The sequence below is a fragment of the Neobacillus sp. PS3-34 genome (genome assembly GCF_030915465.1).
GTDB lineage: Bacteria > Bacillota > Bacilli > Bacillales > Cytobacillaceae > Neobacillus_A.
The window spans coordinates 167602-194452 of record NZ_CP133267.1; the positions used below are offsets into that span (position 1 = coordinate 167602).

The window sequence follows — 26851 nt, forward strand, 5'->3', positions numbered from 1 at the left end:
AATAATGTAATATAGTAATGGCAACAGGCACCCATAATAAAAAATTTTGGAGGCTTAAATGAATAAAAAAATCGATCATATTGGTATCGCTGTCCGCGACATAGAGAGCAGTATCCATTTTCATGAAAATGTTTTAGGCGGAAAGTTAATAGACCGCTACATAAGTGAAGCAATTGGTGTTGAAAGTGAAGTTGCTATCCTGGAAGTGAACGGAGACAGAATTGAATTGCTGTCTCCAACAAACAATACTACCTCCCCCATCGCACGTTTCATCAGGCAAAAAGGCAAGGGGGTTCATCATATTGCCTATCAAGTAGCAGACCTGGATGATGCCTTAGAAGAGCTGAAGAATCAAGGAATTCGCACATTAGAAGGTACATTACGGATTAACAAACACGGTAGACGATTAATTTATCTAAATCCTGCCGATACAGAGGGTACCATTATCGAATACTGTGATTATCCTGAGCAAAAATAATAAAGTGCCTGAACTCCGGACATGTTAGCTTTTTAACTAATTCCGGGGTCGGGCACTTTTTTTCAATTAGGATTTGGAGATTTAAAGGAAAATTTTTTTTCGTTCCCCGAAACATTTCCTAATGATTTATCACTTTATCGTGTTATAATAGTAAATGTTTTTCTATTAACCTCCAACAAATGTAAATCAGAAAGGTACGTGTTCATCCACATGTTGGCTCGAAATAATAAAGCGTTAATCAGTTTATTTTTGGTATCTGTCCTCTGGGGCTGCAATTATCCTGTGAGTGCATATCTGCTTAAAGGGTTCTCACCTGTGTTTTTATCAACTGTCCGGATTTGCTTTACTTCCCTCTTTTTGATTATAGTGGCACTTACCCAAAAGGGAATGAGAAAGCCAACTGTTTCAGAGTGGAAGTTTCTTGTCGGGGTCGGAATTTTTGGAACACTATTTAATCAAACTTTCTATTTTACTGGTCTGCATCATACCACTCCAGCTAATGCTTCCTTGATTATTGCATTGTCACCAATTGCAACGATCATTTTGGAACGAATTGTTTTTAAAATAAAATTCACCATAAAGAAAGCATCTGGTGCCTTCATCAGCTTGCTTGGCGTCTTTTCAATTATTGGAGTTGCCGGCGGTTCATTCCGGATTTCGTTTGGTGATTTAAATGTACTTGTTGCCATGATTTGTCTTTCTATCAGTCTATTATTTATTCGTGGATTATCAAAAACGATGAATTCATTCGTTGTTACTGTGTACGCGACCGTCCTTGGAAGCGTCCTGATGATTCCTGCCGCAGGTGTTGAATCACTTGTCAGCGGCTCGGTCATCAGCCACTCTCCTTTTATGTGGATCCTGCTAATTTGTGCGGGTATCATTGCACAGGGGATTGCCGGTTTTTGGTGGAATAAAGGCGTGGCCGAGGTTGGCGCGGGAACGGCTTCGATGTTTATGAACCTTCAGCCGTTTGTAGCGATTATAGCTTCCCATTTTGTTTTAGGAAATCCAATTATGCTTACACAGATTTTCGGCGGAATATTAGTATTGCTGGGTGTATTCATAGCCAATCTTCCTTCCGGAAAACCTGTCCTGGCTATTGAACCTAACAAAAGTGCATAAGGTTACGAGCCCTCACTGTTTGAGGGCTCTATTTTTGTCTATGCGCGGAATTCAAGTTTCTATGAGCTAATGTAAAAAAGTGACAGGCACCTTCCAGTAATCTGGAAGGTGCCTGTCACTTTTCAGTGAAGTACTTTACATGCTCGGGATAGTCAGCTAATTCTTGTTTTCCCTTGTCATTTATAGAATAAATCCCACGCTGAACCTTTTCGAACCAGCCATAATAGTTTTTAGTTAAGATGGACAGTGTTTTGTCGCCAGCCCCCATTTCGCGCAGCTTTTTAGGGGTTAACGCCCCAAACTTCTCCAGGAGATAAGCAATATGGATGCAATTCTCCTTATAGGCAGTCATAATTTTCGTTTTATTGCTGCCGCCTACATTATAGTCCGCGTGCCTGCCTTTAATTTCAGCCAGGATTCTTTCCCGCTTCTTTTTATTCCGCTGCATGCTTTTCGCACGGTCAAAAGGGGTTGGAGAAATCAGAACCTCTACCTTAGCCCCGCTTTTTAGGAAGGAAACAACCATCAAGCCCAGCTCTAGCCTCTTTACGAGGTGACAAATATCCTGCCACTTTTTCGAAGATAACCTGGTTTTGGGTTTCGGAATCGCAATATAAACATTATCGGTCAGCCGCTGCCTTTTAGCAGCCTGAACGAGAAGGTCCACAGTTAACCCCAGTTTCAATTCCACCACAATCAGTTCGTCATCTAGAACAGCAGTAAGATCGCAATGCTGAACCTCGCCATGTACAGTAAAGCCTTTTTTCATAAAATAATCCCTGATCGGTGCATATAAATCTGTTTCATACCGTTTCTCTTTGTTGGTTGCCAATGTAATCCCCTTAAATTTATTCTCATTTTATCTAAAACTTCTTTTCTTTATCATAACATTTTTAATCATCCAGCATTAATTCTAAATTCAATGCCGGAAATCATAAGATATCCGTTAAAGGAAACCCTAATATATTTACATATTCTATATTTTATAATCCATATTTTACAAGTATTATAGAGTTATACCAGATTTCTTTTTAGGAGGCACTGCTATGGGGAAATATTCAATTCAGCCTGAACGATCAACCTTGCACGGTTCTTTCTCACGAGATTATGACCCAATTTTAACGATTGATTCTGGAGATAGCGTTCGATACAGTACGCTCGATGCAGGATGGGGACTTGAACCCTTTTCAAATGAAGGTCCCCGTAAAAAATTTGAACCAAGGGATCGCCCCCGCGATGCTGGTCACGCTTTATGTGGACCTGTTGCCATACTGGGAGCGGAGCCTGGTATGACGCTTGAAATTAACATTAATGAAATTCGTCCTGGTGGATGGGGCTGGAATAGTGCAGGAGGTTTTGCTCACCCCGTTAATCAACGTCTTGGCATCGCAGAGGGAGAGGAATTTCACCTGAACTGGCAATTAGATGCGGATTTTATGCTCGGGACTAGCGATAAAGGACATCAGGTAGCATTAAGTCCCTTTATGGGGGTAATGGGAATGCCTCCTGATGAACCTGGAATACATTCAACCTTTCCTCCTCGTTTTTGTGGTGGAAATATTGACTGTAAAGAATTGATTGCAGGAAGTACGCTGTTTTTGCCTATTGCAGTTAATGGAGGGCTTTTTTCTATCGGCGATGGGCATGCCGTCCAAGGCGATGGCGAAGTAGGATGCCCCGCGTTAGAGTGTCCAATGGAATTGGTTGACATTAATTTTGTATTGCGTGAAGACATTCATATAACCACTCCGCGGGCAAAAACACCGACTGCATGGATTACCATGGGTTTTCACGAGGATTTGAACGAAGCAACCATGATCGCACTGGAAGGAATGTTAGACTTCATGCAAGAACAATATGGGTTTGAACGCAAAGAGGCATTAGCGTTAGCCAGCCTGGTCGTTGACTTACGAATTACACAAATTGTTAATGGAGTTCGCGGTGTACATGCACTTCTTCCTCATGGAGCGTTAAAATAAATACCCATTAAAATGTCAAAAAGGATGGGAAAATCCATCCTTTTTTATTTGCGGCCTTCCCCTTCAATACCTATGATCAACTGATTATTTCTTCTCGATGCTTTGTAAAATATATTGGCCATCTTTGTTCTGGTAATATTCAATCTCTATCGCAGCATTCGGTTCAATGCTGTTCCAATCCACGTTTTGAACTTTATCAACCTGCAAAATTAATTTGTCGGTTTTAGTGTTCACTTCGATTGAGTTTGGATCAAGCTGGCCGACATATTCAGCATCCTCTTTGATCACTTTAGCCTTCGTATCAGTCTTTACAACTATACCCGTTAAGACAAATTGACCATTTTCATCTTTATAATACTTTATGGAGACGGGCGTATCTTTTTCAATCGAATTCCAATCTACATTTTGCACGTCGGCAACTTGCAGAGAAAGTGTGTCCGTTTTCGTTTGTACTTGGATAGAGCTTGGGTCCTCTTGACCTATATAGGCAGCCTCTTCCTCCTTAACCACTTTAGCAGGCTGGGGTTTGGCAGGAGCTTTTGTCTCGGTCTTTTTTGTTACATTAGTACTCGCAGGAGTACTTTCCTTTGATTGCTTTTTCGAAGAGTCTTCCGCTTCTTTACCGCCACAGCCAGCGAGGGCGAGCAATAAAACAGCGGCAGGGATGAACTTATTCAGCTTCATAGTATGCACCTCATGTTTTTGTCGTCTTAGTGATTCGACATATTTTTGTAAAATAGGCTACATTCACCATACAAAATTTCGACGGAAAATAGAAGAGTCCAAAGACATGAAAGTGAAATTTCTTTTTTAAAAATGCCTTTTAGTAAAAGCAATCTCTCCAAATTATACTTCTTTAGGCACATACACTTTTCCCAATTGCTTCACCGAGAAGAAACTCACAATAATGATGAACGAGAACAGCAAGAATATATTATAGACACCGATTTTTGAAATCAGCAGCCCAGTTATAAGGCAGAGGATATTTTAATAACGGATGCCAGAATAGTCCTAAGGCCAGAGACTCTGCCGATATATTCCTTCGTTGAATTTAATTGAATGAGCGTTTGAGTGACGACCAGATGTGACATCGTGAACAGCCCGAGCAAAAAAACAAGGACAGATGCTGGTATTTCGAATCTATTTAGATGCAAAAGGAGCGAAGTAACTGCCATACCTGCCATGGTCAGAATCAACACATTTTGCCGGTATTTTTTTAAAAAGAACGTAATGAGCAAGCCCGCCACTATTCCCCCGCCCGCAAATGAGACCTCGAATAAGGAGTATAGGACGCTCCCGCCTTTAAACTTTTCGGCGAGTGGTAACAGGATCGTCGTGGTCATCTGAATGCTGATGCTATTTAATATCGATAAAAAAAGCAAATACTTCATCCCGCTTTTCACGTCAATGAATCTCCAGCCGGAAACGAGCTCTGAGAAGTATTGTATCCTCCCTTGCTTCGGCTTCTTCTCATTCAGCACTTTTACAAAAAGATATAAAAGACCCGCTGTTAAAAATGTTAATGAATTAGCAAAAAAGCTTGCGAATAAGGACAATTTTATTAAAAATACCCCTGAAACTGCTGTCCCTGCGATCAACGCTCCTTCGTTAAAGGAAGACGATTTAGAAATTACAAACGGAATATCTCTGTCAGAAAATGATTCTTTAATAAACGATTGCTCAGAAGGCTTGTAAATGGTGTAACAAACCGCCAACATAAACTGCAACAGGTAAAAAAGCGTTGTCGATTCAATTTTTAAAAATATAAGGACAGACATGCCGAAAACAATGCAAAAACGCAGGAGGTCTGTGGTCACCACTAACCGTTTTGAATTGTGATGGTCTACATATACCGAAACAAATGGTGTTAAAAGAATACTCGGCAAATAATAAACTGCGATCATCAAGCCGATCGATAGCGCTTCACCGGTCAAATGATAGATATACCACATAATCGCAATCTGTTGAATACCATCCCCGAAATTGCTGATCATCGATCCAAGGAAATACAATGCTTTATTTCTCATAAATCCCACTCTCCCCCTTCCTATTTTATAACGGTTACACCATTAGTAAAATTGTATTTTTTTATATACCAAGTTAAGAAAAACTTATCACGGAATGATTTTCCCTTTCCCGGCGAAGTATAAGAACAAATTAACGGAAGGTGTGAGCATATGCGGAAAGTTTTTATACAATTAATCGTACTTATGACGTTTGCCGTCCATTTATCCTCCCCCAGTTTCGCGGCAAGCAATGACCCCTTTATGAAGGAGCCTGTCCGCGGAATTTATGTTAAAGCCTCGAATACAAAAGGGCCACGTTTTAATCAATTGCTTACTTTGGTGCAAAAAACAGATTTAAATGCAATGGTGATTGATATTAAGGATGATAATGGAAATCTCACCTTTCTTCCATCAAAAAATTCACCTTACTACTCAATCGGCAAGCCCTACATTGCCGAGCCCCGGAAGCTGATTGAAACATTACAAAACAATCATATCTACCCGATAGCTCGAATTGTTGTTTTTAAAGATACTGTTAAGGCGGCAAAAAATCCGGACTGGTCATTCAAGACCTCAAAGGGCGTATGGAAAAACGCAAGAGGTGATTCCTTTACGAATCCCTTTTTAAAGGAAGTGTGGGATTATAATATCGGGATGGCGATTGAAGCAGCGAATCTCGGCTTCAAGGAAATCCAATTCGACTATGTCAGATTCCCGGAAAAATTTGAAACCTTTGAAAAAAATCTCAATTATCAACGGAAGTCCATTGGCCAATTAAGCCCAAATAATGAAAGGATTAGGGTTGCGGCTGTTTCGCGATTCGTCCATTACGCTCATCAAAAATTAATACCATACCATGTTAAAATGTCTGTTGACACATTTGGGAATGCCACGGTGATTCCGGAGGCCCGCGGAATCGGTCAGAATTTTTCCGAAATAGCCCAGAATGTGGATGTTATTTCCGCGATGATTTACCCTAGCCATTGGAATGGCATCTTTGGCATCAAAAAACCCGATTTACAGCCATACCAGCTAGTTAAACAATATACGAAGGTGGAAAAAAGTCGATTAACCCAATTACCTAATCCCCCTGTTTCCCGCCCATGGCTTCAGGATTTTACCGCTACTTGGCTCGGCGCAGGCAACTTTAAAACCTATGGCAAAAAAGAAATTGAAGACCAAGTAAGTGCGCTCCATTCAGAAGGAATCGATGGGTTTTTATTATGGAGTGGAACCAATACCTATACAGCGAATGTCGACTATTCTCCTTACTAAAGGACAACTGCCGGTTGTCCTTTTTCTATTTTTTAAAAATAAAAAGGTTTATGAATATCGTTAGCGAATTCTTAATATTGTTACTATTATCCTAAATTTGTTGGAAAGGCAGTGAAACAAATGGAGACAGTTCAAACTGTTGATACATTTTTACAAGATCTTAATGACCAAATGCAAAAGCTATTAAAGGATGTTACCGTCGCAAGCTGGATGGCACAGACTACCGGCGATCCTGAATGGGCAGAAAAGCTCAGCGAAGCAGATACAAAATTTAACCTTATGTTTTCTCAAAAAGATACATACGAAAAAACGCTGGAATTTTTAAAGGATGAGTCTTTAACAGAGGTTCAAAAACGTCAGTTAGAATTATTCCTTAACAGCATGAAGGAAAATCAATTGCCTGAGGAAGTCCTTGCTGATTTATCGAAGCGCTCTTCCGAATTGAATCTATTATTCAACACCTTCGCTCCCGAAGTGAATGGCAAAAAATATTCCGCTAACGAAATACGTGACATATTGATTAATAGTGACGACCAGGAACTGCGTAAGAATATTTGGCATGCAAGCAAGGATGTAGGAAAAGTGGTCGAGAAAGGCTTACTGGAACTCGTGAAAAAGCGCAATGAGGCTGCCAAGCTGCTAGGATACGATAACCACCATCAAATGGCTTTCTCCCTGCAGGAATTGGATCGCGAAGAAGTATTCTCGATTTTCCAAAATCTGTTGGACCAGTCAAAAGAAACGTACAGCACAATGAAACAGGAGCTTGATGAGCGCTTAGCCAAGAAATTTGGCATCGAGGCTTCCGAGATTCGACCATGGCATTATGTAGATCCATTCTTCCAGGAGGCACCTCCTTCTGAGACAACCAATCTAGATCCTTTTTACAAAGGAAAGGATATTGTCGGAATCACGACTGAAACCTTCCAGGCCATGGGTATTGAAGTATCTGACCTATATGAAAAGAGCGACCTGTACCCACGTGAAAAGAAAAACCCAACTGCTTTCTGTACGGATATCGACCGGGAAGGAGACGTCCGTGTCCTTTGTAATTTAACAGAAAGTGCTTACTGGATGGAAACGAATTTGCACGAATTCGGCCATGCTGCATATTTTAAATATCTAGATTCCACGCTGCCATTCAGCCTTCGTACCTGCAGCCATACCCTGACGACTGAAGCGATTGCGATGCTATTTGGCAAAATGGGCAAGGACCCGCGCTGGCTGAAGAATTTCCTGAAGGTCGATGAAGAAACGGTGAACGAATTAACGCCGGAATTACAGAAATACCAACAGCTGCAAATGCTGATCTCTGCACGCTGGATCATCACCTTTGTATTTTTCGAAAAAGAATTATACGAAAATCCTGATCAGGATCTTAATAAACTGTGGTGGAAAACCGTGCAGGAAATCCAGCTGGTCACCCCTCCGGATTCAACCGACAACCCTGACTGGGCTGCGAAAATCCACTTTACGCTTGCACCGGTTTATTATCAAAACTACCTACTTGGTGAACTGACAGCAGCACAGCTTCAGCGATACATTGAGGAATCGATCTCCCCTGACTTCTTTACGAAGGAAGCCGGAGAAATGCTCGTCAACTCCTACTTCAAACCAGCCGCGCTATACAGCTGGAACGAAAAAATCAAACTTGTTACCGGAGAAAAACTCAACCCAGCCTATTTTGTAGAGCTATACTGCTAAACATCCGTGCCTGTCCCCTGCTTAATTGGGTGACAGGCACCTTACATTTTTTGATTTGATAAAGCATTGGCTGACCCGTTCAGCCAATGCTTTTTTCTTTCTCTGGACTGACATAATATTTCGCAAACCGTCCATACTAAAGCCTGATAACACAAAAGGAGGAGTCACCTTGACAAATAAAAACGACAATCGCGAACGCAAAAACAAGTATCCAAACAAACAGAACCAGGATAGTGAATTTGCCAAAGAAACAAATATTAGAAGCAATATTACACAACAGGATTTGAAGAATAAAAATCAATAAAATTTACAGCAGAACAAATACTCCTCCCAAACTCGTTTGGGGGAGTATTTTTTTGGTAAAAGGCCAGGCTAACCTGAATATAATAAGTGGATTATGAGAAGAGAGGTGAGTTTATGAAGCCTATAACCTTTCCATTAATCCTTTCAGGACCTATGATTCGAAGAGCCGCCCCCCATCAGGTCTTCATTTGGATTGCAACTAGCAGACCATCTGAAATCCACGCTTCATTGTATACTATTGAATCGCCTTTAGAAACTTCTGCCCTTCCAATTCATAGTGAAAAAGAGACGGTCAGGCTGGGAAAGCAGCTGTTTGTCCATTTAATTAAAATTACTCCCCATAGTGGAATCTTTCCAACAGACACACTCCTAGGCTACAATCTTCATTTTAAAACCGATACAGCACAGCATGATTTAGAAAGCCTTGGCTTATTGACCCCTGACCATCCCCAATCCATCGTATATGCCAATCTAAAATATCCCTCTTTTTTTATAAAAAGCTCAAGCCAAAATTGCCAGATTCTTTATGGATCATGCAGAAAGCTTCATGGTGAAGGGGATGACGCACTTGCAATTGCCGACATCCAGCTTGAAAAAGAATATGCTAATTTAGAAATGCGCCCCTCTTCCCTATTCCTGATGGGTGACCAAATTTACGCAGATGATGTCGCGGATCCGATTATTGGCGTGATTTCAGCCCTTGGCCAAGAGCTGATTGGCAAAAAAGAGCCCCTTGAAAAAATTGAACCTAAGCTTCGTAATGAACCTCTCAAAACGGCTATTAATCAAATAAATGGGCGGCAGTTTATTATGGAAAATCTTTGCCAATTCACTTCGTCTCAGGCACAAAACCATTTAATGGAGTTCGGCGAATTTGCTGTCATGTATTTATTATCCTGGGGTCCACAGTTATGGGAAACCGCACAAAGTCATGAGCTTTTTTATCCCTTTGAGGAAGCAGACCTTCATTTCGCATTTTCCAATGAGGCGAAGCATATTAACCAGCACAAAGCAGAAAGAAAGCAGCTTATAAACCGTTTTAAACATCAACAGGAAAACTTAATTTCTTTTCAGCAATCTATTTATCGGATTAGAAGATTATTAGCGAACATCCCTTCTTATATGATTTTCGATGATCATGACCTAACGGATGACTGGAACATCTCTTCAGTGTGGGAAAAAAGCGTTTCAAATTCACCTCTAGGAAGGCATGTGATCGCGAACGGCCTCACCGCTTACTGGGCATTCCAGGGATGGGGCAACGAGCCTGATAGCTTTGATAGCTCCTTCATTTCTTTGATCGAATCCTATTTGACAATTTTCAATAACACAGCCTTACACGAAAAATGGGTTCAAACCCTTTGGAACTTCCATTCCTGGCATTACGTTGCTCCAACACATCCCCATGCCGTGTTTCTTGATACCCGTACATTAAGGGAATTTGAAGTAGGCCAATCCCTGTAAAATTCGGAAAAGTAATCGAGGAAACTAGTAGCTGTCCGAAGCTTTTAAGCAGGGAGGGCTGGGAAATGGTTTATGGAAAGCTTGCTAAAAGCGGCTGGAATCCTGAAACCCCCTTGATCATCATCTCTGCAGCACCTGTTTACGGAATGGGCCTAATTGAATCCTTCCTGCACGATTATGTCTATCCGCTAAAAGTATTGGGGATTGAGGTGCAAAATTCACTCGACTTTGAAGCGTGGAAATATAATGGAAAAGGCTTCACCGAGCTTCTCAGCCAAATTGCCAGCTGGAATCCGAGCAAGTGCATTATTTTATCAGGGGATGTCCATTCAGCATCTGCCGTGGAAGCGACTATTTCATTCCCCGATGCCAGGAGTTTAGCCGTCTCCCAATTTACAAGCTCTCCATTCAAAAATATGAGCTTTATCGGCGTGTGGGGCTTCCTTATGAAATTAGCAATAAGCTTTAACTCCGCCAAAAGGCGAAAAGAAATTCACCGCTATTGCGATGCTGACTTTAATATTATCCAGGGAGAGGAAGAATCAGACCCTTCTTTCTATTTATGGAGTGATAGGCTTCAATACCAGCTCATCGGCAAAAATTCAATTATCGAGCTGGGGAACAATATTGGTTTACTTGCATTTGAAGGAACAGACCTGCGCAACAAATTTATTAGAAACCAAACAGGCTGACCACAAGAGGCCAGCCTGTTTTTAATGAAATTTGACTAGCATTACGCCGCTATCAATGGCCAGTACGGTCGATTCACAAGCCGTTGTTTCCCTGACAAGCTGAATAAATTCAGTTAACTCCGACTTATGCGATACTACGTTGATGTTCTATTAATCTCTCGAGAGGAAGAACCTGTCTTCCGCACAAAAAAACGACATACCCCAGTATGCCGTTCCACCTTTTATCGTGCTTCTATTTTATTCAAAAATTGCAATGTTCTTGCGTTTCGTGTGTTTCCGAACACTTCATCTGGTGTGCCCCGTTCCGCCACGACTCCCTGATCCATAAAGATCACCTGGTCCGCTGCATCGCGGGCAAACTGCATTTCGTGGGTGACGATGACCATTGTCATCCCTTCTTCAGATAAATCCTTCATAACCCTTAACACTTCGCCAACCAGCTCGGGATCGAGCGCCGAGGTTGGCTCATCAAATAATAACACGGCTGGTTCCATCGCCATCGCACGCGCTATTCCAATACGCTGCTGCTGCCCGCCGGAAAGCTGGTGTGGATACATATCTGCCCGATCCTTCAATCCTACTTTATCGAGCAGATCTAGAGCATTTTTTCGCGCCTCTTCCTTTGATTTACCCAGAACTACCGTAGGCCCTCCATAATGTTCTGCAATGCAGTCAAATGAGGGAACAGATTATAGCTTTGAAACACCATGCCGGTTTGTTTTCGTAACGAAGAAATATCCGAGGTCTTTAATTTTTTCCCAGCAGAAAAATCAATGTTCGTATCACCAATCATTATCGATCCGCCATCCGGAATCTCCAACAGGTTTAAACATCTTAATAGTGTTGTTTTCCCTGAGCCTGATGGTCCGATGATAACCGCTGTCTTCCCTTTTTCTATCGACAAATCGATTCCTTTAAGAACTTCGAGTTCGCCAAAGCGTTTTTGCAATTTATTAATCGTAATCATGATCGGCCCTCCATTATTTCGCTACACTGCGATCATAACGATCCTCAAGCTTATTCTGTAAAAATGAAAGCACTGTGCTGAAGATTAAATATATTGCGGCAACTTCTATATAGAGCCACAGCGGTTCATACGTAACAGATGCGATTTGCTGGCCTTTTTGAAACAATTCCGTCACCGTAATGGTTGCGGCAAGTGAGGTATCCTTCACAAGGCTGATAAATGAATTCCCCAGCGGCGGAAGTGAGACCCGTACCGCCTGTGGCAAAATAATTCTCCTCATTGCCTGTGCTTTTGTCATGCTTATTGAATAAGCGGCTTCCCACTGCCCTTTTGGTATGGAAAGAATGGCTGCCCGGATGATTTCCGAGCTGTAAGCCCCTTTATTCAAGGTAAAGGCAATAACAGCTGCCGGGAACGGATTCAAGGTGATCCCGATACTAGGAAACCCGTAGAATAGAATAAAAATCTGAACCAATAGCGGAGTCCCGCGGAAAATCCACACATAGAATTTTGCCAGCGCCACTAGCGGGCGATTCCCTGAGAGACGGGCAATCGCAGTGAAGAATGCCAGAATAAGCCCAAGGACAAACGTAATCAATGTTAAGGGGATTGTATAGTACAATCCCGCCTTTAAAATAGGAAAAAGGAATCGCTAAGGATTCCTATTATTCGTTGAGCTCTATCATCTGCAAACATATCTCTTCAATTCCTTTACTTAGAAACGTCAGTACCAAACCATTTTTTAGAAATCTTAAGGTAAGTGCCATCTGCTTTCATATCAGCAAGTGCTTTGTTAATTTCATTTACAAGCTCTTTGCTGCCTTTGCGGAAAAGGAATGCATTTTCTGTGGCATTTGGTTCTGAGTATACAGTTTTGATCTTAAGCTCTGGACGCTGTTTTTTCAAATCAAGGTAAGATAAGCTATCATTGATTGTTGCGTCAATGCGGCTGAAGTCAGCAAATCGATTGCTTGGTTAAATCCTTCAACAACTGTATTCGTTGCGCCATGATCTTCTGCAATTTTACGGTAGTTGCTATCTAAAGACTGCCCCACTTTTTTACCTTTTAAATCATCAAGGGTTTTAATGTCAGTGTTATCATCTCTTGTAATTAAAACAGCTTTAGAAGCAATATAAGAGTCAGACATATCATATTTTTTCAATCGATCAGGGCGGATTGCCACTTCGTTTGCAACCATGTCATAACGCTTGGCATCAAGCGCTGCAATCATGCCATCCCATTTTGTTTCAACGAACTTTGGCTTGATTTTCAAACGCTTGAATACTTCTTCAGTAATTTCAATGTCAAAACCAGTTAATTTTCCGGCTTTATCATGGAATGTGAACGGTGCATAAGTTCCTTCGGTTCCAATGGTGACTTCGCCTTTATCCTTAACCTGCTCCAACAGATTTTTAGATTTGTTAGTTGTTGACCCGCAAGCTGCTAACGAAAGCAACAAAACAGCAGTTAAAATAAGAGCCGCTATTTTTTTCATTTTTAAATACCCCCAGTAAGTTTATCGGATTAATCGTTCTTTAGATTAATCCAGAATAGATCAGATGTCAATAAAGAAGTTTGATTTCAAAATAATAGATTTATTTTTCCCTAAAACACTGGAAATATTGTAACTGCTTAACAAAATGTTTTTAATAGTGATACGTATCACCACACGGTCCTTCCTTCCCTTTTAAAATAAAAATGGAGGTGAGTTTATGGAAACGAATTGGTCCATTTCTCTTGAGCATGGGGATTATGAAGACAACGTGGAATTAGTCATCATGAGAGGCCATTGAGGCAGTTGAGAAAACGGCAAAAGGCTTTTATGTTAACGTAGTCACTCCTGATGGCTTTGGAAATCCTTCTGAATATTTAACTGACACTTTAAATTTAATCTTCGGAAATAAAATTGAAACCAAGTTTATCAATCAATGCGGCTGCGGAGGGTATGTGCTGAGGGTATGGAAAAACAAATGAGTGATCTTTCCTTTATTAAAAATTATCGAAACCGTCAAGTTATTTTAAACTATTACATGGATGAGGATTTATTGTGGAAGAGAGATGGATTCAACTTCAACTCCATTTCGATTGATGAGGCTTTTATTCTTTTTTTAAAAAATGATGGTGAAATCTCCATTTCCATAAAGGAATATCCAACATTTATTCAACCTTCTGATTTTCAAAACTACTTCATCCTCCTGAATGATACAAATCGGTTGGAAATTTATTTTCCATAATAAAAAGCCTTCCTGCGAAGGCTTTTTAACTTATATCTTATTCACCTTCGCCTCAACTGAAAATTCAATGCTGTTTCTTAATGTATTCGAAATAAAGCATGCTTTTTCTGCCCTGACTGCCAGCTCTTCTAGCTTTTCTGCAGTAATTTCAGAATCTGCACTAATCGAAATGATCGGTTTATGGATGATTTGTTTGAAACGCAGTTTGCCTTCTACCTTTTCTACAACACCTTCTGACACAACCTCTAAGCCAGCAACCCCAATCTTTCGGTTGCTTAACATCGCAGCTAACGTGATCATATAGCAATTATTTGCTGAGGAAGTAAGCAATTCCTCAGGATTAAATCCCACGCCCGGCCGTCAAATTCTCTCGGAACGGACGCCTCAATCGTAATGCCGCTCGATGATTGTATCTTTCCCACTCCATTCCGGTCCCCCTCCCAGGTTCCCTTCACGGTAAAATGTGATAGTTCCATCCCTTAACCCCCTAAATACTTATCCTTAAAAATCTGCTGATATGATGCAAAAAAATGGATAAAGCCACCAATGCACTGTTTGTTTTCCGATTTTATTTTATGCAAAAGATTGTACATCATCCTTCTTGTTTTAGCTATTTGGAAGATCTAGTTGCCATGAAACCCCATACTTATCCATAACCCAGCAAAACTTATTGCTAAATGGATATACAGACAACGGCATGAGTACACTGCCATCCTGGGACAACTGCTCGTATACGTGAGTAATTTCTTCTTCAGTATCACAGGATACATATAAAGATATTGCAGGGGTAAATGTAAAATCATGCTTTATGCTGCTATCAATACATTTAATCTCTTGCCCTTTTATAGAAAAAGTAGCATGTAATACTTTTCCCTCTTCACCCTCTCCATTCGCTCCATTGCGAGAAATACTAATAATTTCTGAGTCGTCAAAGATAGACGTGTAATAATCCATTGCCTCTTCAGCTGTCCCAAAAAACATTAAAAAAGGATGAACCTTTTGCTTTTCATTTTGCAATTAAATCCTCTCCTTTACTTTCTTTTTCCAGTCTCCTTTATTAATTCAACAACCCACCACAACTATCCTATCTTCATCCTATTTTATTTAACTATCGCCAAAGTAATTTAAGTGGGTTGGATGCTACTAAAGGAATAACCATTTCATGAAGAAAACCTAACATCAATAAAGGATAGTGCAAATACAAAAACCTTAGCCGCCTTGTTACTAGCTAAGGTTTCAAATTTGTATAAAGTCTTTATTGCACTTTTCGTATTATGATATTAGACTCTCTAGCTGTACACTGGAAAATTTCCTTTTTTGAATATAGATTAGCCTGATAGATAATCCAATGCCTGCCGCAAGCAGCCCGATTGTTAACCCAATCCAATATCCTGAGGCTCCGAGGCCTGTGTGATGGGACAAAAGATAGCCGACTGGAAGGCAAATGAGCCAATATGCAATAAGCGTCATGATAAAGGCAAGGTTGACATCCTTATAACCTCTTAAGGCTGCAAGCGCTGTTGCCTGGATGGCATCAGAGATTTGAAAGAATAAAGCATAAATCAAAAACTGGGCTGTAACGTTAATAACAGCCGTTTCGTTTGAATAAAGGCCTGCCACTTGATAACGGAAAAGAACGACCAATATTCCTGTTATAAATGCAATGAAAATCGCCAGGTAAATACCGAGCCAGCTATATGCGCGGGCATCCTGATAGCGCTTCGCACCGACTTCAAAGCCGACGAGAACAGTCTGAGCCATGGAAATACTAATCGGAATCATATATAGAAATGCAACTATATTTAAGGCCGACTGATACGCTGCAATCGTAGTGATATTAAACTTGCTGATTAAGATCGTGACAACGGCAAACATGCTTGTTTCAAAGAAGATTGACAGCCCCATTGGCACTCCAATTTTCAAAATCTCCATACATTTATCTAGAGAAAATTGCTTGAACTGTTTCAGTGAGAGATAAACCGAAAATAAATCACTTGTTTTGATAATATAAGCTGTAATGCCCGCAATGACCCAATAGGTGACGGATGTAGCATAGCCAGCACCTGCCCCACCGAGTTCTGGAAAACCCCAATGTCCATTAATCAATACATAATTCAAAAAGAAATTAACCGGCAGGGAGCATAACAAAATTACCATAACGACACGTGTTTTTCCCAATGCATAGATAAAAGATCTCAGAACGTTGTAAATAAAAAGAGGAATAATTCCGAAACTAAGTCCGGTCAAATAATCATGTGCTGTCTGTTGGACGCTTGGCGGCAAATTCATTGTTTCCAAGATGGGATCCAAAAAGAAAAAGCCAATTAAGATGACGAAAAACGCAATAAAAAATGCTAGGTAAATTCCATGCGTCACAACAGATGCAACTTCCTTGTTCTTCTTTTCCCCAATGCGCTGTGCGGCAATTGGAGACACTGCCATAAGAATTCCACTTAGGCCTGTAAAAATAGGATTCCAAATGGAAGAACCGATTGCAACGCCAGCCAAATCGGAAGAACTATATTTCCCTGACATGATCGTATTAAAAAACACCATTGAAAACATACCAAGCTGTGTAATTAAAATAGGAATTAACAAAACAAAAATTTGCTTTATCTTTTCCTTCATCGTAAAAGTCTGATACATGGTTGCGTACTCCTTGAAAATAAAAATTAGTAGAAAAACTAATTATATTCTATTTAACTGGAAAAATCCCTTTTTATTCTTTTTTCCTCACATATAGTTCTGAGATCGCAATTTTTATTGAAATACAACCGTTACATAGTAAGGATTTATGGCCATATGAATATGGAAGGTTTATTATTAAAAAAGAAGGCTGTTTTCTAAAAGATTGTTGTTTTTAGTAGTAGTTGATTTCCGCTTCAGGATGCTCGCTTTCCGCGGGGTGGGCGATGAGCCTCCTCGTCGCTGAAGCGACTGCGGGGGCTCACCTGTCCCACTGCTCCCGGAGGAGTCTCGCACCTTCCGCTCCAATCAACATCTTTATCAACCATCTGATTCACTCTAAATAGCAACAAAGTTTACGAAAACAGCCAAAAAGAAAGAAAAAAACGCCGAAACGAATCGACGGTCAAAGGTCACTTTTCTAACTATTTTATATTCCTAATATTATCAAATGGATATAAAACAAATTCACTTTTTCCAATGATGTTTTCTTTTTGGATGAATCCTAGGCCATTACGGCTGTCCATACTATAAAGCCGATTATCCCCCATAACAAAAAATTCGTCTGCGGGTACCGTAATTGGACCGTAATCCCCTGTTAACCTACTGCTTATTTGCATGGCAGCTTTTCGATTTAGCGACAAGTAAGGTTCATTAATTAAAACACGATTAACGTATAATTTGTCATCTTTAAATTCCACGGTATCACCAGGGACTGCCAATTATCCTTTTCACATAGTTTTTGTCCTCATTTGTCCCCTTAATAACAACAATTTCTCCCCTCTTAAAACTATCCTTCAAATGAAATTTTTCAACAAAGATTCTTTCCTGATTATGCAATGTTGGTTCCATGGAAGAGCCCTCTACTATGTATGGATCAAACAGGAAGGTCCTTAAGATCATGACGATTCCTAGTGCTACTAACAGCGATTTACTCCAACTCTTTATTTCTTTCATCGTTCGCAATTTTCCGCCCACCCCTTCTTCAAATTAGACGGAAAACCAAATGATTTGTTACATTCATGCGGAAAATTCAAAGCCTGCTTTTACAAAGATTTTCATTTCCTGAATATCAAAAAGAGCCACTTGGTTAATAAGTGGCTCGTAAAATTTTCATTCTGTGTCAATTAAATATTGTATGAGAGGTGGATAGATTAGCATTCTCTTTTTATAGGTCTCTCTTTTAACCATTAATTTGTCTCCTGAAAAGCAAGTATGAATAGGCAAGAGGAGAAAGAAGAATGATCAAAATAAAAGGAACTCCAAAGTCTTCTACAAATCGATCTGGCAGGAAGATTGTTATCATAAAGAGAAAACCGCTTATTATAAACGTTCTTCCACCGAAACGATGTGTTTTTTTCCAATTGTCTTCATCATTTAATGTCCAGGGTGTTTTCACACCTATAAAATAGTTTGGCTTAATTTGTGGCATATAGTTTCCAAGTACGATGAAGAGCACACCTAAGATTAAATGTATAGCCAGACGTGTATTCACCTTATAACCAAGACCTGCCGTCAGCATTAGCATATTGATTGCAAAAATCACCACTAATGTCAATATATTTATGATGGAATAACTTTTGGAAAAATTTTTATAATTATTTTTTTTGGGATCCACCTTAGGAACCACGGACATCATGGCATAAATGAAAACCATGAGAGCAATTGACATCAACATTGCATTTGATTTGGTGGCATATCCATTGACATTACCATTTATGTCCCAGTGTATTGGCATTTCGCTTGGAAGCTGTTGATAAAATAGAAGCCAAATAATTACTGTTGCACCAATTAATATGATAGGAAATATATGTTTTTTCATTTCATTCACCCTTCCCCTCTTGATATTCAGCAAAATTCAAAGCCCAGCTAATAATTTCCTGAAAGACCGTTGTATTAAGAGAATATATGACGTACTGGCCATTTTTTTCGTCTTGTACAAGGTCTGCGTGTTTTAAAATCTTTAAATGCTGCGAAATACTCGGCTTTGTCATGTTAAAATGCTCGGATATTTCTCCCGCCGTTAAATCCCTTTCCTTTAAAAGATCCAGTATTTTTCGCCTTGTTGGATCAGATAAGGCTTTAAAAGTATTGTTCATTCGAACTCCCTCTTATATTTAAGTATTTAAGCATTTAACTAAATATTAAATTATGAGTCTCTGTAAGTCAATATTTACCAATAATTTTTGATACAAATAGGCAGTTGTTAAAATGCATACTAGTTTTGTACATTGTATACTTTTAAAAAAAGAGGGCTGCCTAAAGCAGCCACCGATGTTCATACGATATTCTTAGAAAAACCTTTTATTTATGAGTATAAAAATTTTTTATGGAAGCGGCTTTTCGGGGCGGTTCGGGCAATATATACAATCAGGATCGTCACAGGCTGCTTCAGTCCAAAGATTGCACTTTGGACAAAAATAAGCATCGAAATCTTCATAATAAACAAGGCTTGTTGAACACTTATTGCAACAGAGCTCTTTATCAATAAAGCCTTCAATTTCATATCCATCAATAATTACACTATCATCAGTTACTTTTAAATTCATATTGCCCTCCTCATAAAGTGCTTGGATTATTTGCATAAATTAAACAGTATTTTAGTTTTATATTAAAACACAAAATTCCATCCTCATGTGAACGGGTTCATTATTAATGGGCAAAGCACAGGTTTTGTCCCTAATAGGAATTATAATGGACAGTTTCGTTGTTTTCCTGATTCGTTTTGTCCTCAAGAGAGCTTATTGAAGACAGTTTCGTTGTTTACCCGATTGGTTTTGTCCTCAAGAGAGCTTATTGAAGACAGTTTCGTTGTTTTCCTGAGTCATTTTGTCCTTCATAGTTCTTTTTAGAGACATTTCTCCGCTTAAGCTAATAGGTTTTGTCCTTCATACACCTTAAGAAAGGCATTGCCCAGCTTAACATAGTTGGTATTGTCCTTCATATGCCTTATGAAAAACATTTTCCCACTTAACCTGGAAAGTTTTGTCCTTCATATGCCCTATGTAAGACATTTTTCTGCTTATCCTGGAGTGTTTAGTCCTTTATAAGTCATATATTCTGTTCAAAACTAAAGTGCATCCAAATTCCCAAATTTTATTCAATACGAAAATGACGTATGCCAGCCATACGTCATTTCAAGTGGTTATTTAATTATTTAGAATCTCAATATGGAGCCCTATAATCCGTTTTTATTGGAAGCTAATTCGATGATTTCTTTGAGTTCGTTGGTAAACCCTTTTACTGCCCGGTTCCTGAATACGGTAACTGGAACACCCAGATATCCCAGCTTCTCCACTTCCTTTTGGTATTGTGGATTGATGGCGACATTTCTCGACTCAAAGGGAATTCCTTCTTGCGTTAACACTTTTTTGACCATTTCGCATTCGATGCAGTCGTTTGTCGTATAGACGATTACGTGTTGGTCCATTCCACGCTTCGCCTCCTTGATCGATTTTCCATATAATGGTTGTCAGCGCTTTTACCATAGTACCGGCTTTGCCACCATGAACCATAGCATCAGCATTAATAGCGCAATATAAGCCCAAACTGCCTGATTAAGTTTTCTAATTGCTTTCTCATGATCTTGTTTTGGATCAGCAAACTTCCGGATTGTCGGTGAGAATGCTCGGGCAATAAAGAATAATGAGCTGACCATGATTAGAATCGTCATCACAATCCATGACGTTTTCCAGGACCATCCACTAATCATGACAAGGAGTATTCCTGTTACAACCAACACATGCCCAGCATGTTTCGTGAGCCTGACCGCAAATCTGAATGCATCCAGGTAAGCGGATTGAACATCTGATTTTGGATGCCGAAGTTTTTTTACCATTGGCAGCAAAATAAAGAATGGCCCAATCGACAGAATCACGCTGGAAATATGTAAATAAAGAAGTATTTTATGAAGAATGATCACAATTCTTTACCATTATTCTTGAACTGGGCGGAATTCATGAACCCATACTCTCATTTGAGGAACCCAAGGCATACCAGGGTGCATTGAGAGAATGGAATTTTTATAATCCTCCAGGCTCGCATAACCTTCCTGCTTTGCATTTTCTTCAGTCAACTCTCCTAGAGACTGAGAATACACCTTCTCCACAACAAATCCACGGCCTTCAAGAGTCATGATTTCACCAACATCAGCATATCTTCCGTTTCGGCGTGTCGCTGTTTTTTCGCCGTTGAGAACCTTTGCAACGTCCTCTGGCAATGTTACTAAGCGTTCAATTGAACATGATTTTTCGGGCAGAGCATTATTTTCATTTTGATTTGTCATTGTTAATAACCCCTTTATCATATAAATAGAATTTAACTGTATCATATCGATTTTGCTAATGCACCTATTTATTACTCTATTTCCTGGCTGGATGGACCTTTAATAGCTTACCCTTTATGGTCGTATTTCTCATGGCTTGCAGCACAATCGGCCTTTGCCGTTTAGAATATCCACATAAGAAACACTGTCCTCTATTTTGATGATCCCTATGTCCTCAGCTGTCACCCCATTGATTTTTGCAATGGTCCCGACGAAATCGACTGCTCTGATTTTCTTTTTCTTGCCGCCATTAAAGTACAGCTTCATAATGTGCTTATTTATTTCTGCGCTTTTTTCTCTTTTAAACTCAGGCTCTGTGTCCATTTTATCAAAAAAAGCTGCTTCGTTTCTGGAAACCTCATCCTTAGTCGGCGGTTCCTTTTGTTTGATGTTAAAACCTATGAAGTCTTCAATTTCGGTCAGGAACTTATCTTCATATGGAGTGACAAAGGTGATGGCCTTTCCTGTTTTTCCGGCGCGTCCTGTTCTGCCGGTACGATGTACATAGCTCTCTTTTTCCATTGGCAGGTCATAGTTGATAACGAGTGAGATATTTTCAATATCAATTCCGCGCGCCGCAACGTCTGTAGCAACTAAATAACGGAATTCTCCCCTTTTGAATTCATTCATCACATCAAAACGGTCTTCCTGAATCATGCCGCCATGAATTTTATCACACGTATAATCCAGTGCGTCCAGTTGTCGAAAAACGTTATCGACCCCTTCTTTAGTCCGGCAAAAAATAATACAGCTATCCGGATTTTCCATAATGGTAATATCACGGAGCAAATCAAATTTTTCTTCATCTCTTACAACATAAAGAGAATGGTCGATTTTGCCTGTTGTCTGACTCTCCGCTTGAATTTCAATAGTAATAGGATTGTTCATATAACTGCGGCTTAGATTCTCGATATCCTCAGGCATTGTAGCTGAAAAAAGCATCGTTGTTCTATCTTTTGGAAGCTCGTGGATAATTGCTTCGACTTGTTCAATGAACCCCATATTAAGCATTTCATCCGCCTCATCGATCACAAGATACTGTATACGCTCCAACGATAGCGTTCCTTTTTCAATATGATCCAGCACCCGTCCGGGAGTTCCGACAACGACATGCGTTTTCTGCTTTAGCTCCTGCTTCTGTCTTTCAAAAGGAGATTTTCCATAAACGGCAGCCGCTTTAATTCGTTTAAATCTCCCAATATTGGTGATATCCTCTTTAACCTGCACGGCAAGCTCGCGGGTAGGCGCAAGGATTAAAGCCTGCGGCTTGTTTTCTTCCCATTGTACTAGTTCGCAAATGGGTATTCCAAAGGAAGCCGTTTTGCCGCTCCCCGTTTGTGATTTTACAACTAGATCCTTCTTTTCCAGGGCGACTGGAATGACCTCGGCCTGGACTTGTGTAGGATTTTCATAATTCAAGCCGGCTAAAGACCTAATAATTTCTTCGCTCAATTGATAATCTGTAAAGCTTATTTTACTCATGCAGCAACCTCATTTTGTGTTATATGTATTAGTTACTCTCTTCTGCTTGTTCAGCAAGGTTGAAGACGAACCGGTAAATTAGCAGGAATGCATCTCCCAAGGTCATATTCTCATCGAAGCCTTCCACATTGTTCAGAGCAAAATTTAAATTCCATAAGCCGTCTTCATTGTTGAATAGCAAATCAAATTTTGTATCATCGCCCTGTAATTTGTCATTCAGAAGAGCCTTCAGGGTCTTGTCGTATTTCTTTTGGATCTTCAGTCCAAGCATAACATCATATGTACCAAATACATCATCAACCTCGAAAGAAAAAGCATCCACACCGATTATTTCAAACCAGTCAGACTCCATGTAAATAAATTCATGCAAATGCTTCTTTAAATAATCGATCGGCTGGTTTAAAAATTCAAAGGATTCTTCTCCCAAAAACTTCTCCAGCTCTTTATCTGAACGCTCAATATAAGCTGAACCAAAGCGTGTAACAGGGGTTAGCTCATTCACCCGAATCCTCGGCTTAAATTCCTCGTTTATCAGCTGGTGCCTCTCAGCGTAATCAAATTCTTCTTTATAAACCTCAATCTTCCCATCTGCGCCCGGCTGCATCTCCTTCAAGTCTGCAAAATACTGAGTAATTTGTTTTTTTAACATCTATATATCCTCCTTTAAACATTACCAATATCGATTGAACATCTATACCAGTATACACTAGTCGGCATATGCCAGGCACGCCACGAATTTCTTTCGGGTGACAGGCACTTTCCAGATTAAGCCAGGTGACAGGCACCTTCCAGAAAATATCCATAAAAAAAAGACAGACCTCTATATCAGTCTGCCCATTTCTTAATATGTAAATGTGTTAATTCATCCATAAATTTCTTAGTTTTTTACAACCTCGTCGGCTTCAATTCCATCAGTTTGGCAGAAATGGCGGCTGTCATTTCTTCTCCCTTTTTCGGTACAGAGGTTTTTAAAACAGCGTTTATAATGCCAGCCAATGGCCCTTCTGCAGTCATTTCCAGGTATCCGGACATTTTTGTTTTATTTTTATCAAGAGCTTCTGCCAAAAAATAACCCTTGCCTGTCATGTTTTCGTTAATACCCTTCAAATCAAAGGTTACCTTTGTCGGCTCAATCCATTCCTTAATCGTGATCAGCATGGTGACTTTCTTTTTTAGAATTCCTACGTCTTCGCGGAACGTCCATTGGGATTGGCGTTCATTTACTTTCTCATGGCTGATATATCCTGGGACTAGGGGTGCCCAATTGTCCATTTCCTTTACAAAATCCCAAATCACCGCGATTGGCTGATTGATGATTACTTCATTTTTTGCACTTGTCATGCTGCTTCCTCCCTTTTATCCAATCTAAAAAGACCTCCTGGTTCCGAAGATCTTTTTAGAAAAATATATGTGCATTTTGATTTTTTAGAAGGAAGCAATTTTTAAATCAACACTACTTTTCCTTAAAAGGATCCTGCTCTTCCGCAATTTCCATTCCGTATGCAAGGTTATTGGCAGCAATTGGCCGAGTCAATTCAGCCTGCTCTTCTGAAAGTGTTCTAAACATATATCGGTGAATAAAAATTTCCCCTGCTGTTATGATTGTGGCAGAAATAATACTGCCCCAGGCAATTTGCCTATAGTTATCCAAAACCACTGAGCCAAAGATCCACACAAGTGTATATGAAAGCAAAAAGTCGATGATGATCGTATTTGATTTTCCGAGGCGCTTCAATAGTATCCTGTCCCCAACTAAATACGAAATAACTGTGACAAGCACACTAAAAGATACCACGTCGACTATTGATGCCTTAAAAAACAAATTCAGCCCTAATGCAAAAGCGACCAGACCAGTTGCAAATTTTATGATTAATACAATTGCCTTTTTCATAAAAAACCTCCTCATTTTCATTTTGGTCAATTTTTTATCATTCCATTCATATTGAATGCGACTTGTATTCCTTAGTCTTCAATAATATGGCCACGTTGATCACTTACTAAATGAAGCACCCACCCATTTTTTGCTTAATTAGCATACGATATTAAAACGCAAAGAATAGAGGGGGTGTTGAAAAATGGGATTATTCATTAACAAAGATTCACATCCGGATGTTTTTAAAAATACTGGAGATATTAGAGAACCGAATCAAGAGTTATTAAGGAAAGATTATTTATCAGAAATAATCCAGGAACAACAGCATGCCAATACTTCGTTCATGAAGTCCTTTGATTCCTTGCAAAAGCAATATCTTGAACAAGAATATCTTCAAACAAGCCAATGGAAAACAGTTAGCGACAAGCTGAGTGATTTAGGAAAAAGAAATATGGAGCATACCGAGTTTGAAAGCCAGATGATGGAATGGATAAAATCCTTGGAAGAAAAGAATTTGATGCTTGAAACCCTTTTAAAAAAGGAAGAGCAGTTTAAACAGGAAATTACTGAACAGCTAAACAACCAGATGCAATCCCATCAGGAAATGGCTGACCAATTGGAAAAATATGAAACAGTCCAAGATGCTATGAACGCGAAGATGAATGAGAATTTAACGCTTCAGAGGCATATTGCAGACCAGCTAACGAAGCAAGAGGAATTCCAAAACGGAGTATTAATCCGACTTGAGAAGCAAGAAGCGTTGAGTGAAAAAATTTCTCGGCAACTTACGAATATAAGGTCGATCCTCTTTGAAAGGACCCATTACCTGGCCGATAAAGTTCAAGAGGGTTATAAATTGACTTCATCCTATGTGCATAAATTAATGACAGGCTCAGAGCAGCCCTTCACCATATTTTTAAGCAACAAAAAGAAAGAGGAAAATCATAAATAGTTCAATTACAATCGATTGAATACATGGAAGAAAGGAACTGTCATATAAATATATTCTGTATATTCTGTTAATTTTCCTTTTAAAGTTTGTAATTCAATAAAAAAAGCCGGCTTAGCCGGTACTTTTTAATTCAGGCTCTTTTCTTTGAAAAAACCTTGATTTAAACTTGGTTTTAATGTCATTTCACGCTTTGCAGTTCTAAGCCCTTCTCTTTCATTAAATATTGAAGTGCTTGCTTAAAGGATAAGAAGGTATTTAAATCTTTTACTAACGTTAATCCCGAATTAATTAAATTCTGAGTGACAATCGGCGTAAACCCTACGTACATCGTTTGGACACCAATCAAGCTTAATGTATTCGTCAGGTTTTGAATATAATGTCCGAAAACATCTATTTCCCCTATTTCATTTTTGGAAATGGAGGTAAAATCAAAGATTACTGTATTGATCTCATCAAAAGGAATCATGATAATTTTTGAAATAATCATTTCGAATCGTTCAGGAGATAACTTCCCTGAAATCGGTACCAGTATGGTCTCAGGAATTATCGAAGGAATAATGGGTACAGAAATATCCATTATTAGCTGTTGACTATCTTTTAACTGTTCTTTTAGTGCTTTGATTTCTTCTCTCATAAGGTCTAACTCTGTTTTTTCCATAAACCCTCCAGGACTAACTATAAATAGCAAATACATTATTGCATGATATGTTATTTTACCATTTAACCATCAAAAGTAGTAGTAATAGTCCCTTTTTGGCCGTCATAGAAAAATATGTAAAAGGACAAATCCAAAAAAGCTGAACGCCATCATATAATGAAACTTCCGTCTTCTTCCCGTTGCTTTCCATCTTCGCAATAAGCCGCTGAATAAGAGGATACCGAGGATTATTATTGCCATGCACCCACTCATAGCTTTTACCTGCAAAAAATGCTTCCAGTTTGCATTAATCATAATGAGTGTATGGCCAATAATCAGCAGGGTCGCTGTAACCGCAATAGGGATATGATATTTCATCATTTTCTTTGAAATCTTCGCAAGCGTAACTTTTACATCCCTTATTTTGCTTTTTCGGATGAGCAGAAACACGAAATACATATTCAGATTTATTAAAAACAAAATAAATGCAGCTTGGGACAGCATTTTTCCAACCAAAATATCATTATTATCGTATCCTTGGTAATAGGTCCATAAAACAATTATGAATACAGTCAGTATATTGACAAAAAGCCACCTGGCAATCACACCATCACCCCTGTTTTAAGATTATGGTAGCAAAGCCTTAAATATAATAGTGTATATTTTTTCA

Annotated in this window: 29 protein-coding genes and 4 pseudogenes; 10 read left to right on the forward strand and 23 right to left on the reverse strand. The window is 39.4% G+C overall.

The annotated features are described in order from the left end of the window. Positions 1 to 58 precede the first annotated feature (58 nt). Positions 59 to 478 carry a VOC family protein gene (locus tag RCG23_RS00880; RefSeq protein WP_308178180.1) on the forward strand — a complete coding sequence of 140 codons (420 nt, stop codon included), beginning with the start codon at positions 59 to 61 and terminating at the stop codon, positions 476 to 478. Positions 479 to 688: 210 nt separating this feature from the next. After that, the gene (locus RCG23_RS00885) at positions 689 to 1603 is read left to right on the forward strand and encodes a DMT family transporter (RefSeq protein ID WP_308178181.1); all 915 of its coding nucleotides are present in this window, start codon (positions 689 to 691) and stop codon (positions 1601 to 1603) included. A gap of 115 nt (positions 1604 to 1718) precedes the next feature. Here the strand turns inward: RCG23_RS00885 and RCG23_RS00890 are convergent, their stop codons facing one another. Beyond that, positions 1719 to 2435, reverse strand: coding sequence for a DUF2161 domain-containing phosphodiesterase (locus RCG23_RS00890; protein ID WP_374049796.1), 717 nt, complete (start codon positions 2433 to 2435; stop codon positions 1719 to 1721). A 214-nt stretch (positions 2436 to 2649) separates the two neighbouring features. Here RCG23_RS00890 and RCG23_RS00895 point away from each other — a divergent pair, with 214 nt between their 5' ends. After that, positions 2650 to 3582: an acetamidase/formamidase family protein gene (locus RCG23_RS00895; RefSeq protein WP_308178182.1), complete on the forward strand. Its 933-nt coding sequence runs from the start codon at positions 2650 to 2652 to the stop codon at positions 3580 to 3582. A gap of 84 nt (positions 3583 to 3666) precedes the next feature. On the opposite strand, the gene RCG23_RS00900 is transcribed toward RCG23_RS00895, so the two are convergent. Both RCG23_RS00900 and RCG23_RS00905 read right to left on the reverse strand, forming a co-directional pair. Beyond that, on the reverse strand, positions 3667 to 4266 hold the full coding sequence (locus RCG23_RS00900) for a hypothetical protein (RefSeq protein ID WP_308178183.1): 600 nt from the start codon (positions 4264 to 4266) through the stop codon (positions 3667 to 3669). Positions 4267 to 4550: 284 nt separating this feature from the next. Continuing rightward, positions 4551 to 5609, reverse strand: a complete 1059-nt coding sequence (locus RCG23_RS00905; protein WP_308178184.1) for an MFS transporter — start codon at positions 5607 to 5609, stop codon at positions 4551 to 4553. A 150-nt stretch (positions 5610 to 5759) separates the two neighbouring features. Between RCG23_RS00905 and RCG23_RS00910 the strand changes: the two genes are divergently transcribed. The 5 genes from RCG23_RS00910 (at position 5760) to RCG23_RS00930 (ending at position 11026) form a co-directional block, all read left to right on the forward strand. Next, positions 5760 to 6863 carry a putative glycoside hydrolase gene (locus RCG23_RS00910; protein WP_308178185.1) on the forward strand — a complete coding sequence of 368 codons (1104 nt, stop codon included), beginning with the start codon at positions 5760 to 5762 and terminating at the stop codon, positions 6861 to 6863. Positions 6864 to 6983: 120 nt separating this feature from the next. Beyond that, positions 6984 to 8567, forward strand: a complete 1584-nt coding sequence (locus RCG23_RS00915) for a M2 family metallopeptidase (RefSeq protein WP_308178186.1) — start codon at positions 6984 to 6986, stop codon at positions 8565 to 8567. Between the two features lie 169 nt (positions 8568 to 8736). Next, positions 8737 to 8871, forward strand: a complete 135-nt coding sequence (locus tag RCG23_RS00920; RefSeq protein WP_308178187.1) for a hypothetical protein — start codon at positions 8737 to 8739, stop codon at positions 8869 to 8871. Between the two features lie 113 nt (positions 8872 to 8984). Next, positions 8985 to 10334 carry a metallophosphoesterase family protein gene (locus RCG23_RS00925; RefSeq protein ID WP_308178188.1) on the forward strand — a complete coding sequence of 450 codons (1350 nt, stop codon included), beginning with the start codon at positions 8985 to 8987 and terminating at the stop codon, positions 10332 to 10334. A gap of 65 nt (positions 10335 to 10399) precedes the next feature. After that, entirely contained in the window at positions 10400 to 11026 is a 627-nt protein-coding gene (locus tag RCG23_RS00930) for a metallophosphoesterase family protein (RefSeq protein WP_308178189.1), read from the forward strand. A 221-nt stretch (positions 11027 to 11247) separates the two neighbouring features. On the opposite strand, the pseudogene RCG23_RS00935 reads toward RCG23_RS00930, so the two are convergent. The 3 genes and pseudogenes from RCG23_RS00935 to RCG23_RS00945 form a co-directional block, all read right to left on the reverse strand. Beyond that, positions 11248 to 11993: pseudogene (locus RCG23_RS00935) on the reverse strand (amino acid ABC transporter ATP-binding protein). Positions 11994 to 12006: 13 nt separating this feature from the next. Continuing rightward, positions 12007 to 12615: an amino acid ABC transporter permease gene (locus RCG23_RS00940; RefSeq protein WP_374049797.1), complete on the reverse strand. Its 609-nt coding sequence runs from the start codon at positions 12613 to 12615 to the stop codon at positions 12007 to 12009. Positions 12616 to 12704: 89 nt separating this feature from the next. Then, positions 12705 to 13489, reverse strand: a pseudogene (locus RCG23_RS00945) (transporter substrate-binding domain-containing protein). Positions 13490 to 13952: 463 nt separating this feature from the next. On the opposite strand from RCG23_RS00945, the gene RCG23_RS00950 reads away from it, so the two are divergent. After that, positions 13953 to 14228 carry a hypothetical protein gene (locus tag RCG23_RS00950; RefSeq protein ID WP_308178190.1) on the forward strand — a complete coding sequence of 92 codons (276 nt, stop codon included), beginning with the start codon at positions 13953 to 13955 and terminating at the stop codon, positions 14226 to 14228. 30 nt (positions 14229 to 14258) lie between these two features. On the opposite strand, the gene RCG23_RS00955 is transcribed toward RCG23_RS00950, so the two are convergent. The 15 genes and pseudogenes from RCG23_RS00955 to RCG23_RS01025 all read right to left on the reverse strand — a co-directional run bounded on the left by RCG23_RS00955 (position 14259) and on the right by RCG23_RS01025 (position 24610). Then, the gene (locus RCG23_RS00955; RefSeq protein WP_308178191.1) at positions 14259 to 14528 is read right to left on the reverse strand and encodes an OsmC family protein; all 270 of its coding nucleotides are present in this window, start codon (positions 14526 to 14528) and stop codon (positions 14259 to 14261) included. Then, positions 14525 to 14704 carry a hypothetical protein gene (locus RCG23_RS00960; protein WP_308178192.1) on the reverse strand — a complete coding sequence of 60 codons (180 nt, stop codon included), beginning with the start codon at positions 14702 to 14704 and terminating at the stop codon, positions 14525 to 14527. Before RCG23_RS00960 ends, RCG23_RS00955 begins: the two co-directional genes overlap by 4 nt. A 130-nt stretch (positions 14705 to 14834) precedes the next feature. After that, positions 14835 to 15245 carry a VOC family protein gene (locus tag RCG23_RS00965; protein ID WP_308178193.1) on the reverse strand — a complete coding sequence of 137 codons (411 nt, stop codon included), beginning with the start codon at positions 15243 to 15245 and terminating at the stop codon, positions 14835 to 14837. 255 nt (positions 15246 to 15500) lie between these two features. After that, positions 15501 to 16874: an MATE family efflux transporter gene (locus RCG23_RS00970; protein WP_308178194.1), complete on the reverse strand. Its 1374-nt coding sequence runs from the start codon at positions 16872 to 16874 to the stop codon at positions 15501 to 15503. 464 nt (positions 16875 to 17338) lie between these two features. Beyond that, positions 17339 to 17870: pseudogene (gene lepB / locus RCG23_RS00975) on the reverse strand (signal peptidase I). Between the two features lie 226 nt (positions 17871 to 18096). After that, a complete protein-coding gene (locus RCG23_RS00980; RefSeq protein ID WP_308179938.1) occupies positions 18097 to 18735 on the reverse strand; it encodes an SdpI family protein in 639 nt (212 codons plus the stop codon). Position 18736: 1 nt separating this feature from the next. After that, positions 18737 to 19012: an autorepressor SdpR family transcription factor gene (locus RCG23_RS00985; protein ID WP_308178195.1), complete on the reverse strand. Its 276-nt coding sequence runs from the start codon at positions 19010 to 19012 to the stop codon at positions 18737 to 18739. A gap of 228 nt (positions 19013 to 19240) precedes the next feature. Continuing rightward, complete coding sequence (locus tag RCG23_RS00990; protein WP_308178196.1) at positions 19241 to 19462, reverse strand: hypothetical protein; 222 nt, start codon at positions 19460 to 19462, stop codon at positions 19241 to 19243. Between the two features lie 629 nt (positions 19463 to 20091). Further along, positions 20092 to 20343: a glutaredoxin family protein gene (locus tag RCG23_RS00995; RefSeq protein ID WP_308178197.1), complete on the reverse strand. Its 252-nt coding sequence runs from the start codon at positions 20341 to 20343 to the stop codon at positions 20092 to 20094. A 51-nt stretch (positions 20344 to 20394) separates the two neighbouring features. Beyond that, the gene (locus RCG23_RS01000) at positions 20395 to 20829 is read right to left on the reverse strand and encodes a DUF2269 family protein (protein ID WP_308179939.1); all 435 of its coding nucleotides are present in this window, start codon (positions 20827 to 20829) and stop codon (positions 20395 to 20397) included. 18 nt (positions 20830 to 20847) lie between these two features. Further along, complete coding sequence (locus tag RCG23_RS01005; RefSeq protein ID WP_308178198.1) at positions 20848 to 21198, reverse strand: ASCH domain-containing protein; 351 nt, start codon at positions 21196 to 21198, stop codon at positions 20848 to 20850. Between the two features lie 76 nt (positions 21199 to 21274). After that, positions 21275 to 22719 (reverse strand): annotated as a pseudogene (locus tag RCG23_RS01010) (DEAD/DEAH box helicase). 28 nt (positions 22720 to 22747) lie between these two features. Then, positions 22748 to 23368 (reverse strand): branched-chain amino acid aminotransferase, encoded by a 621-nt coding sequence (locus RCG23_RS01015; RefSeq protein WP_308178199.1) that lies wholly within the window; start codon positions 23366 to 23368, stop codon positions 22748 to 22750. A gap of 236 nt (positions 23369 to 23604) precedes the next feature. Beyond that, positions 23605 to 24060 (reverse strand): SRPBCC family protein, encoded by a 456-nt coding sequence (locus tag RCG23_RS01020; RefSeq protein ID WP_308178200.1) that lies wholly within the window; start codon positions 24058 to 24060, stop codon positions 23605 to 23607. Between the two features lie 112 nt (positions 24061 to 24172). Then, positions 24173 to 24610, reverse strand: coding sequence for a YndM family protein (locus tag RCG23_RS01025; RefSeq protein ID WP_308178201.1), 438 nt, complete (start codon positions 24608 to 24610; stop codon positions 24173 to 24175). Positions 24611 to 24794: 184 nt separating this feature from the next. Here RCG23_RS01025 and RCG23_RS01030 point away from each other — a divergent pair, with 184 nt between their 5' ends. Further along, positions 24795 to 25544 (forward strand): hypothetical protein, encoded by a 750-nt coding sequence (locus RCG23_RS01030; RefSeq protein WP_308178202.1) that lies wholly within the window; start codon positions 24795 to 24797, stop codon positions 25542 to 25544. A 178-nt stretch (positions 25545 to 25722) separates the two neighbouring features. Here the strand turns inward: RCG23_RS01030 and RCG23_RS01035 are convergent, their stop codons facing one another. After that, positions 25723 to 26202 carry an STAS domain-containing protein gene (locus tag RCG23_RS01035; RefSeq protein WP_308178203.1) on the reverse strand — a complete coding sequence of 160 codons (480 nt, stop codon included), beginning with the start codon at positions 26200 to 26202 and terminating at the stop codon, positions 25723 to 25725. A gap of 102 nt (positions 26203 to 26304) precedes the next feature. Continuing rightward, the gene (locus RCG23_RS01040) at positions 26305 to 26787 is read right to left on the reverse strand and encodes a hypothetical protein (protein WP_308178204.1); all 483 of its coding nucleotides are present in this window, start codon (positions 26785 to 26787) and stop codon (positions 26305 to 26307) included. Positions 26788 to 26851 lie beyond the last annotated feature (64 nt).

Excerpts from the sequence above, each read along its gene's own strand:
- RCG23_RS00880 (WP_308178180.1), top strand. The coding sequence starts at position 59 with ATGAATAAAAAAATCGATCATATTGGTATCGCTGTCCGCGACATAGAG.
- RCG23_RS00885 (WP_308178181.1), top strand. The coding sequence starts at position 689 with ATGTTGGCTCGAAATAATAAAGCGTTAATCAGTTTATTTTTGGTATCT.
- RCG23_RS00895 (WP_308178182.1), top strand. The coding sequence starts at position 2,650 with ATGGGGAAATATTCAATTCAGCCTGAACGATCAACCTTGCACGGTTCT.
- RCG23_RS00900 (WP_308178183.1), bottom strand. The coding sequence starts at position 4,266 with ATGAAGCTGAATAAGTTCATCCCTGCCGCTGTTTTATTGCTCGCCCTC.
- RCG23_RS00905 (WP_308178184.1), bottom strand. The coding sequence starts at position 5,609 with ATGAGAAATAAAGCATTGTATTTCCTTGGATCGATGATCAGCAATTTC.
- RCG23_RS00910 (WP_308178185.1), top strand. The coding sequence starts at position 5,760 with ATGCGGAAAGTTTTTATACAATTAATCGTACTTATGACGTTTGCCGTC.
- RCG23_RS00915 (WP_308178186.1), top strand. The coding sequence starts at position 6,984 with ATGGAGACAGTTCAAACTGTTGATACATTTTTACAAGATCTTAATGAC.
- RCG23_RS00925 (WP_308178188.1), top strand. The coding sequence starts at position 8,985 with ATGAAGCCTATAACCTTTCCATTAATCCTTTCAGGACCTATGATTCGA.
- RCG23_RS00930 (WP_308178189.1), top strand. The coding sequence starts at position 10,400 with ATGGTTTATGGAAAGCTTGCTAAAAGCGGCTGGAATCCTGAAACCCCC.
- RCG23_RS00950 (WP_308178190.1), top strand. The coding sequence starts at position 13,953 with ATGGAAAAACAAATGAGTGATCTTTCCTTTATTAAAAATTATCGAAAC.
- RCG23_RS00955 (WP_308178191.1), bottom strand. The coding sequence starts at position 14,528 with ATGATCACGTTAGCTGCGATGTTAAGCAACCGAAAGATTGGGGTTGCT.
- RCG23_RS00960 (WP_308178192.1), bottom strand. The coding sequence starts at position 14,704 with ATGGAACTATCACATTTTACCGTGAAGGGAACCTGGGAGGGGGACCGG.
- RCG23_RS00970 (WP_308178194.1), bottom strand. The coding sequence starts at position 16,874 with ATGTATCAGACTTTTACGATGAAGGAAAAGATAAAGCAAATTTTTGTT.
- RCG23_RS00980 (WP_308179938.1), bottom strand. The coding sequence starts at position 18,735 with ATGAAAAAACATATATTTCCTATCATATTAATTGGTGCAACAGTAATT.
- RCG23_RS00985 (WP_308178195.1), bottom strand. The coding sequence starts at position 19,012 with ATGAACAATACTTTTAAAGCCTTATCTGATCCAACAAGGCGAAAAATA.
- RCG23_RS00990 (WP_308178196.1), bottom strand. The coding sequence starts at position 19,462 with ATGAATTTAAAAGTAACTGATGATAGTGTAATTATTGATGGATATGAA.
- RCG23_RS00995 (WP_308178197.1), bottom strand. The coding sequence starts at position 20,343 with ATGGACCAACACGTAATCGTCTATACGACAAACGACTGCATCGAATGC.
- RCG23_RS01005 (WP_308178198.1), bottom strand. The coding sequence starts at position 21,198 with ATGACAAATCAAAATGAAAATAATGCTCTGCCCGAAAAATCATGTTCA.
- RCG23_RS01015 (WP_308178199.1), bottom strand. The coding sequence starts at position 23,368 with ATGTTAAAAAAACAAATTACTCAGTATTTTGCAGACTTGAAGGAGATG.
- RCG23_RS01020 (WP_308178200.1), bottom strand. The coding sequence starts at position 24,060 with ATGACAAGTGCAAAAAATGAAGTAATCATCAATCAGCCAATCGCGGTG.
- RCG23_RS01025 (WP_308178201.1), bottom strand. The coding sequence starts at position 24,610 with ATGAAAAAGGCAATTGTATTAATCATAAAATTTGCAACTGGTCTGGTC.
- RCG23_RS01030 (WP_308178202.1), top strand. The coding sequence starts at position 24,795 with ATGGGATTATTCATTAACAAAGATTCACATCCGGATGTTTTTAAAAAT.
- RCG23_RS01035 (WP_308178203.1), bottom strand. The coding sequence starts at position 26,202 with ATGGAAAAAACAGAGTTAGACCTTATGAGAGAAGAAATCAAAGCACTA.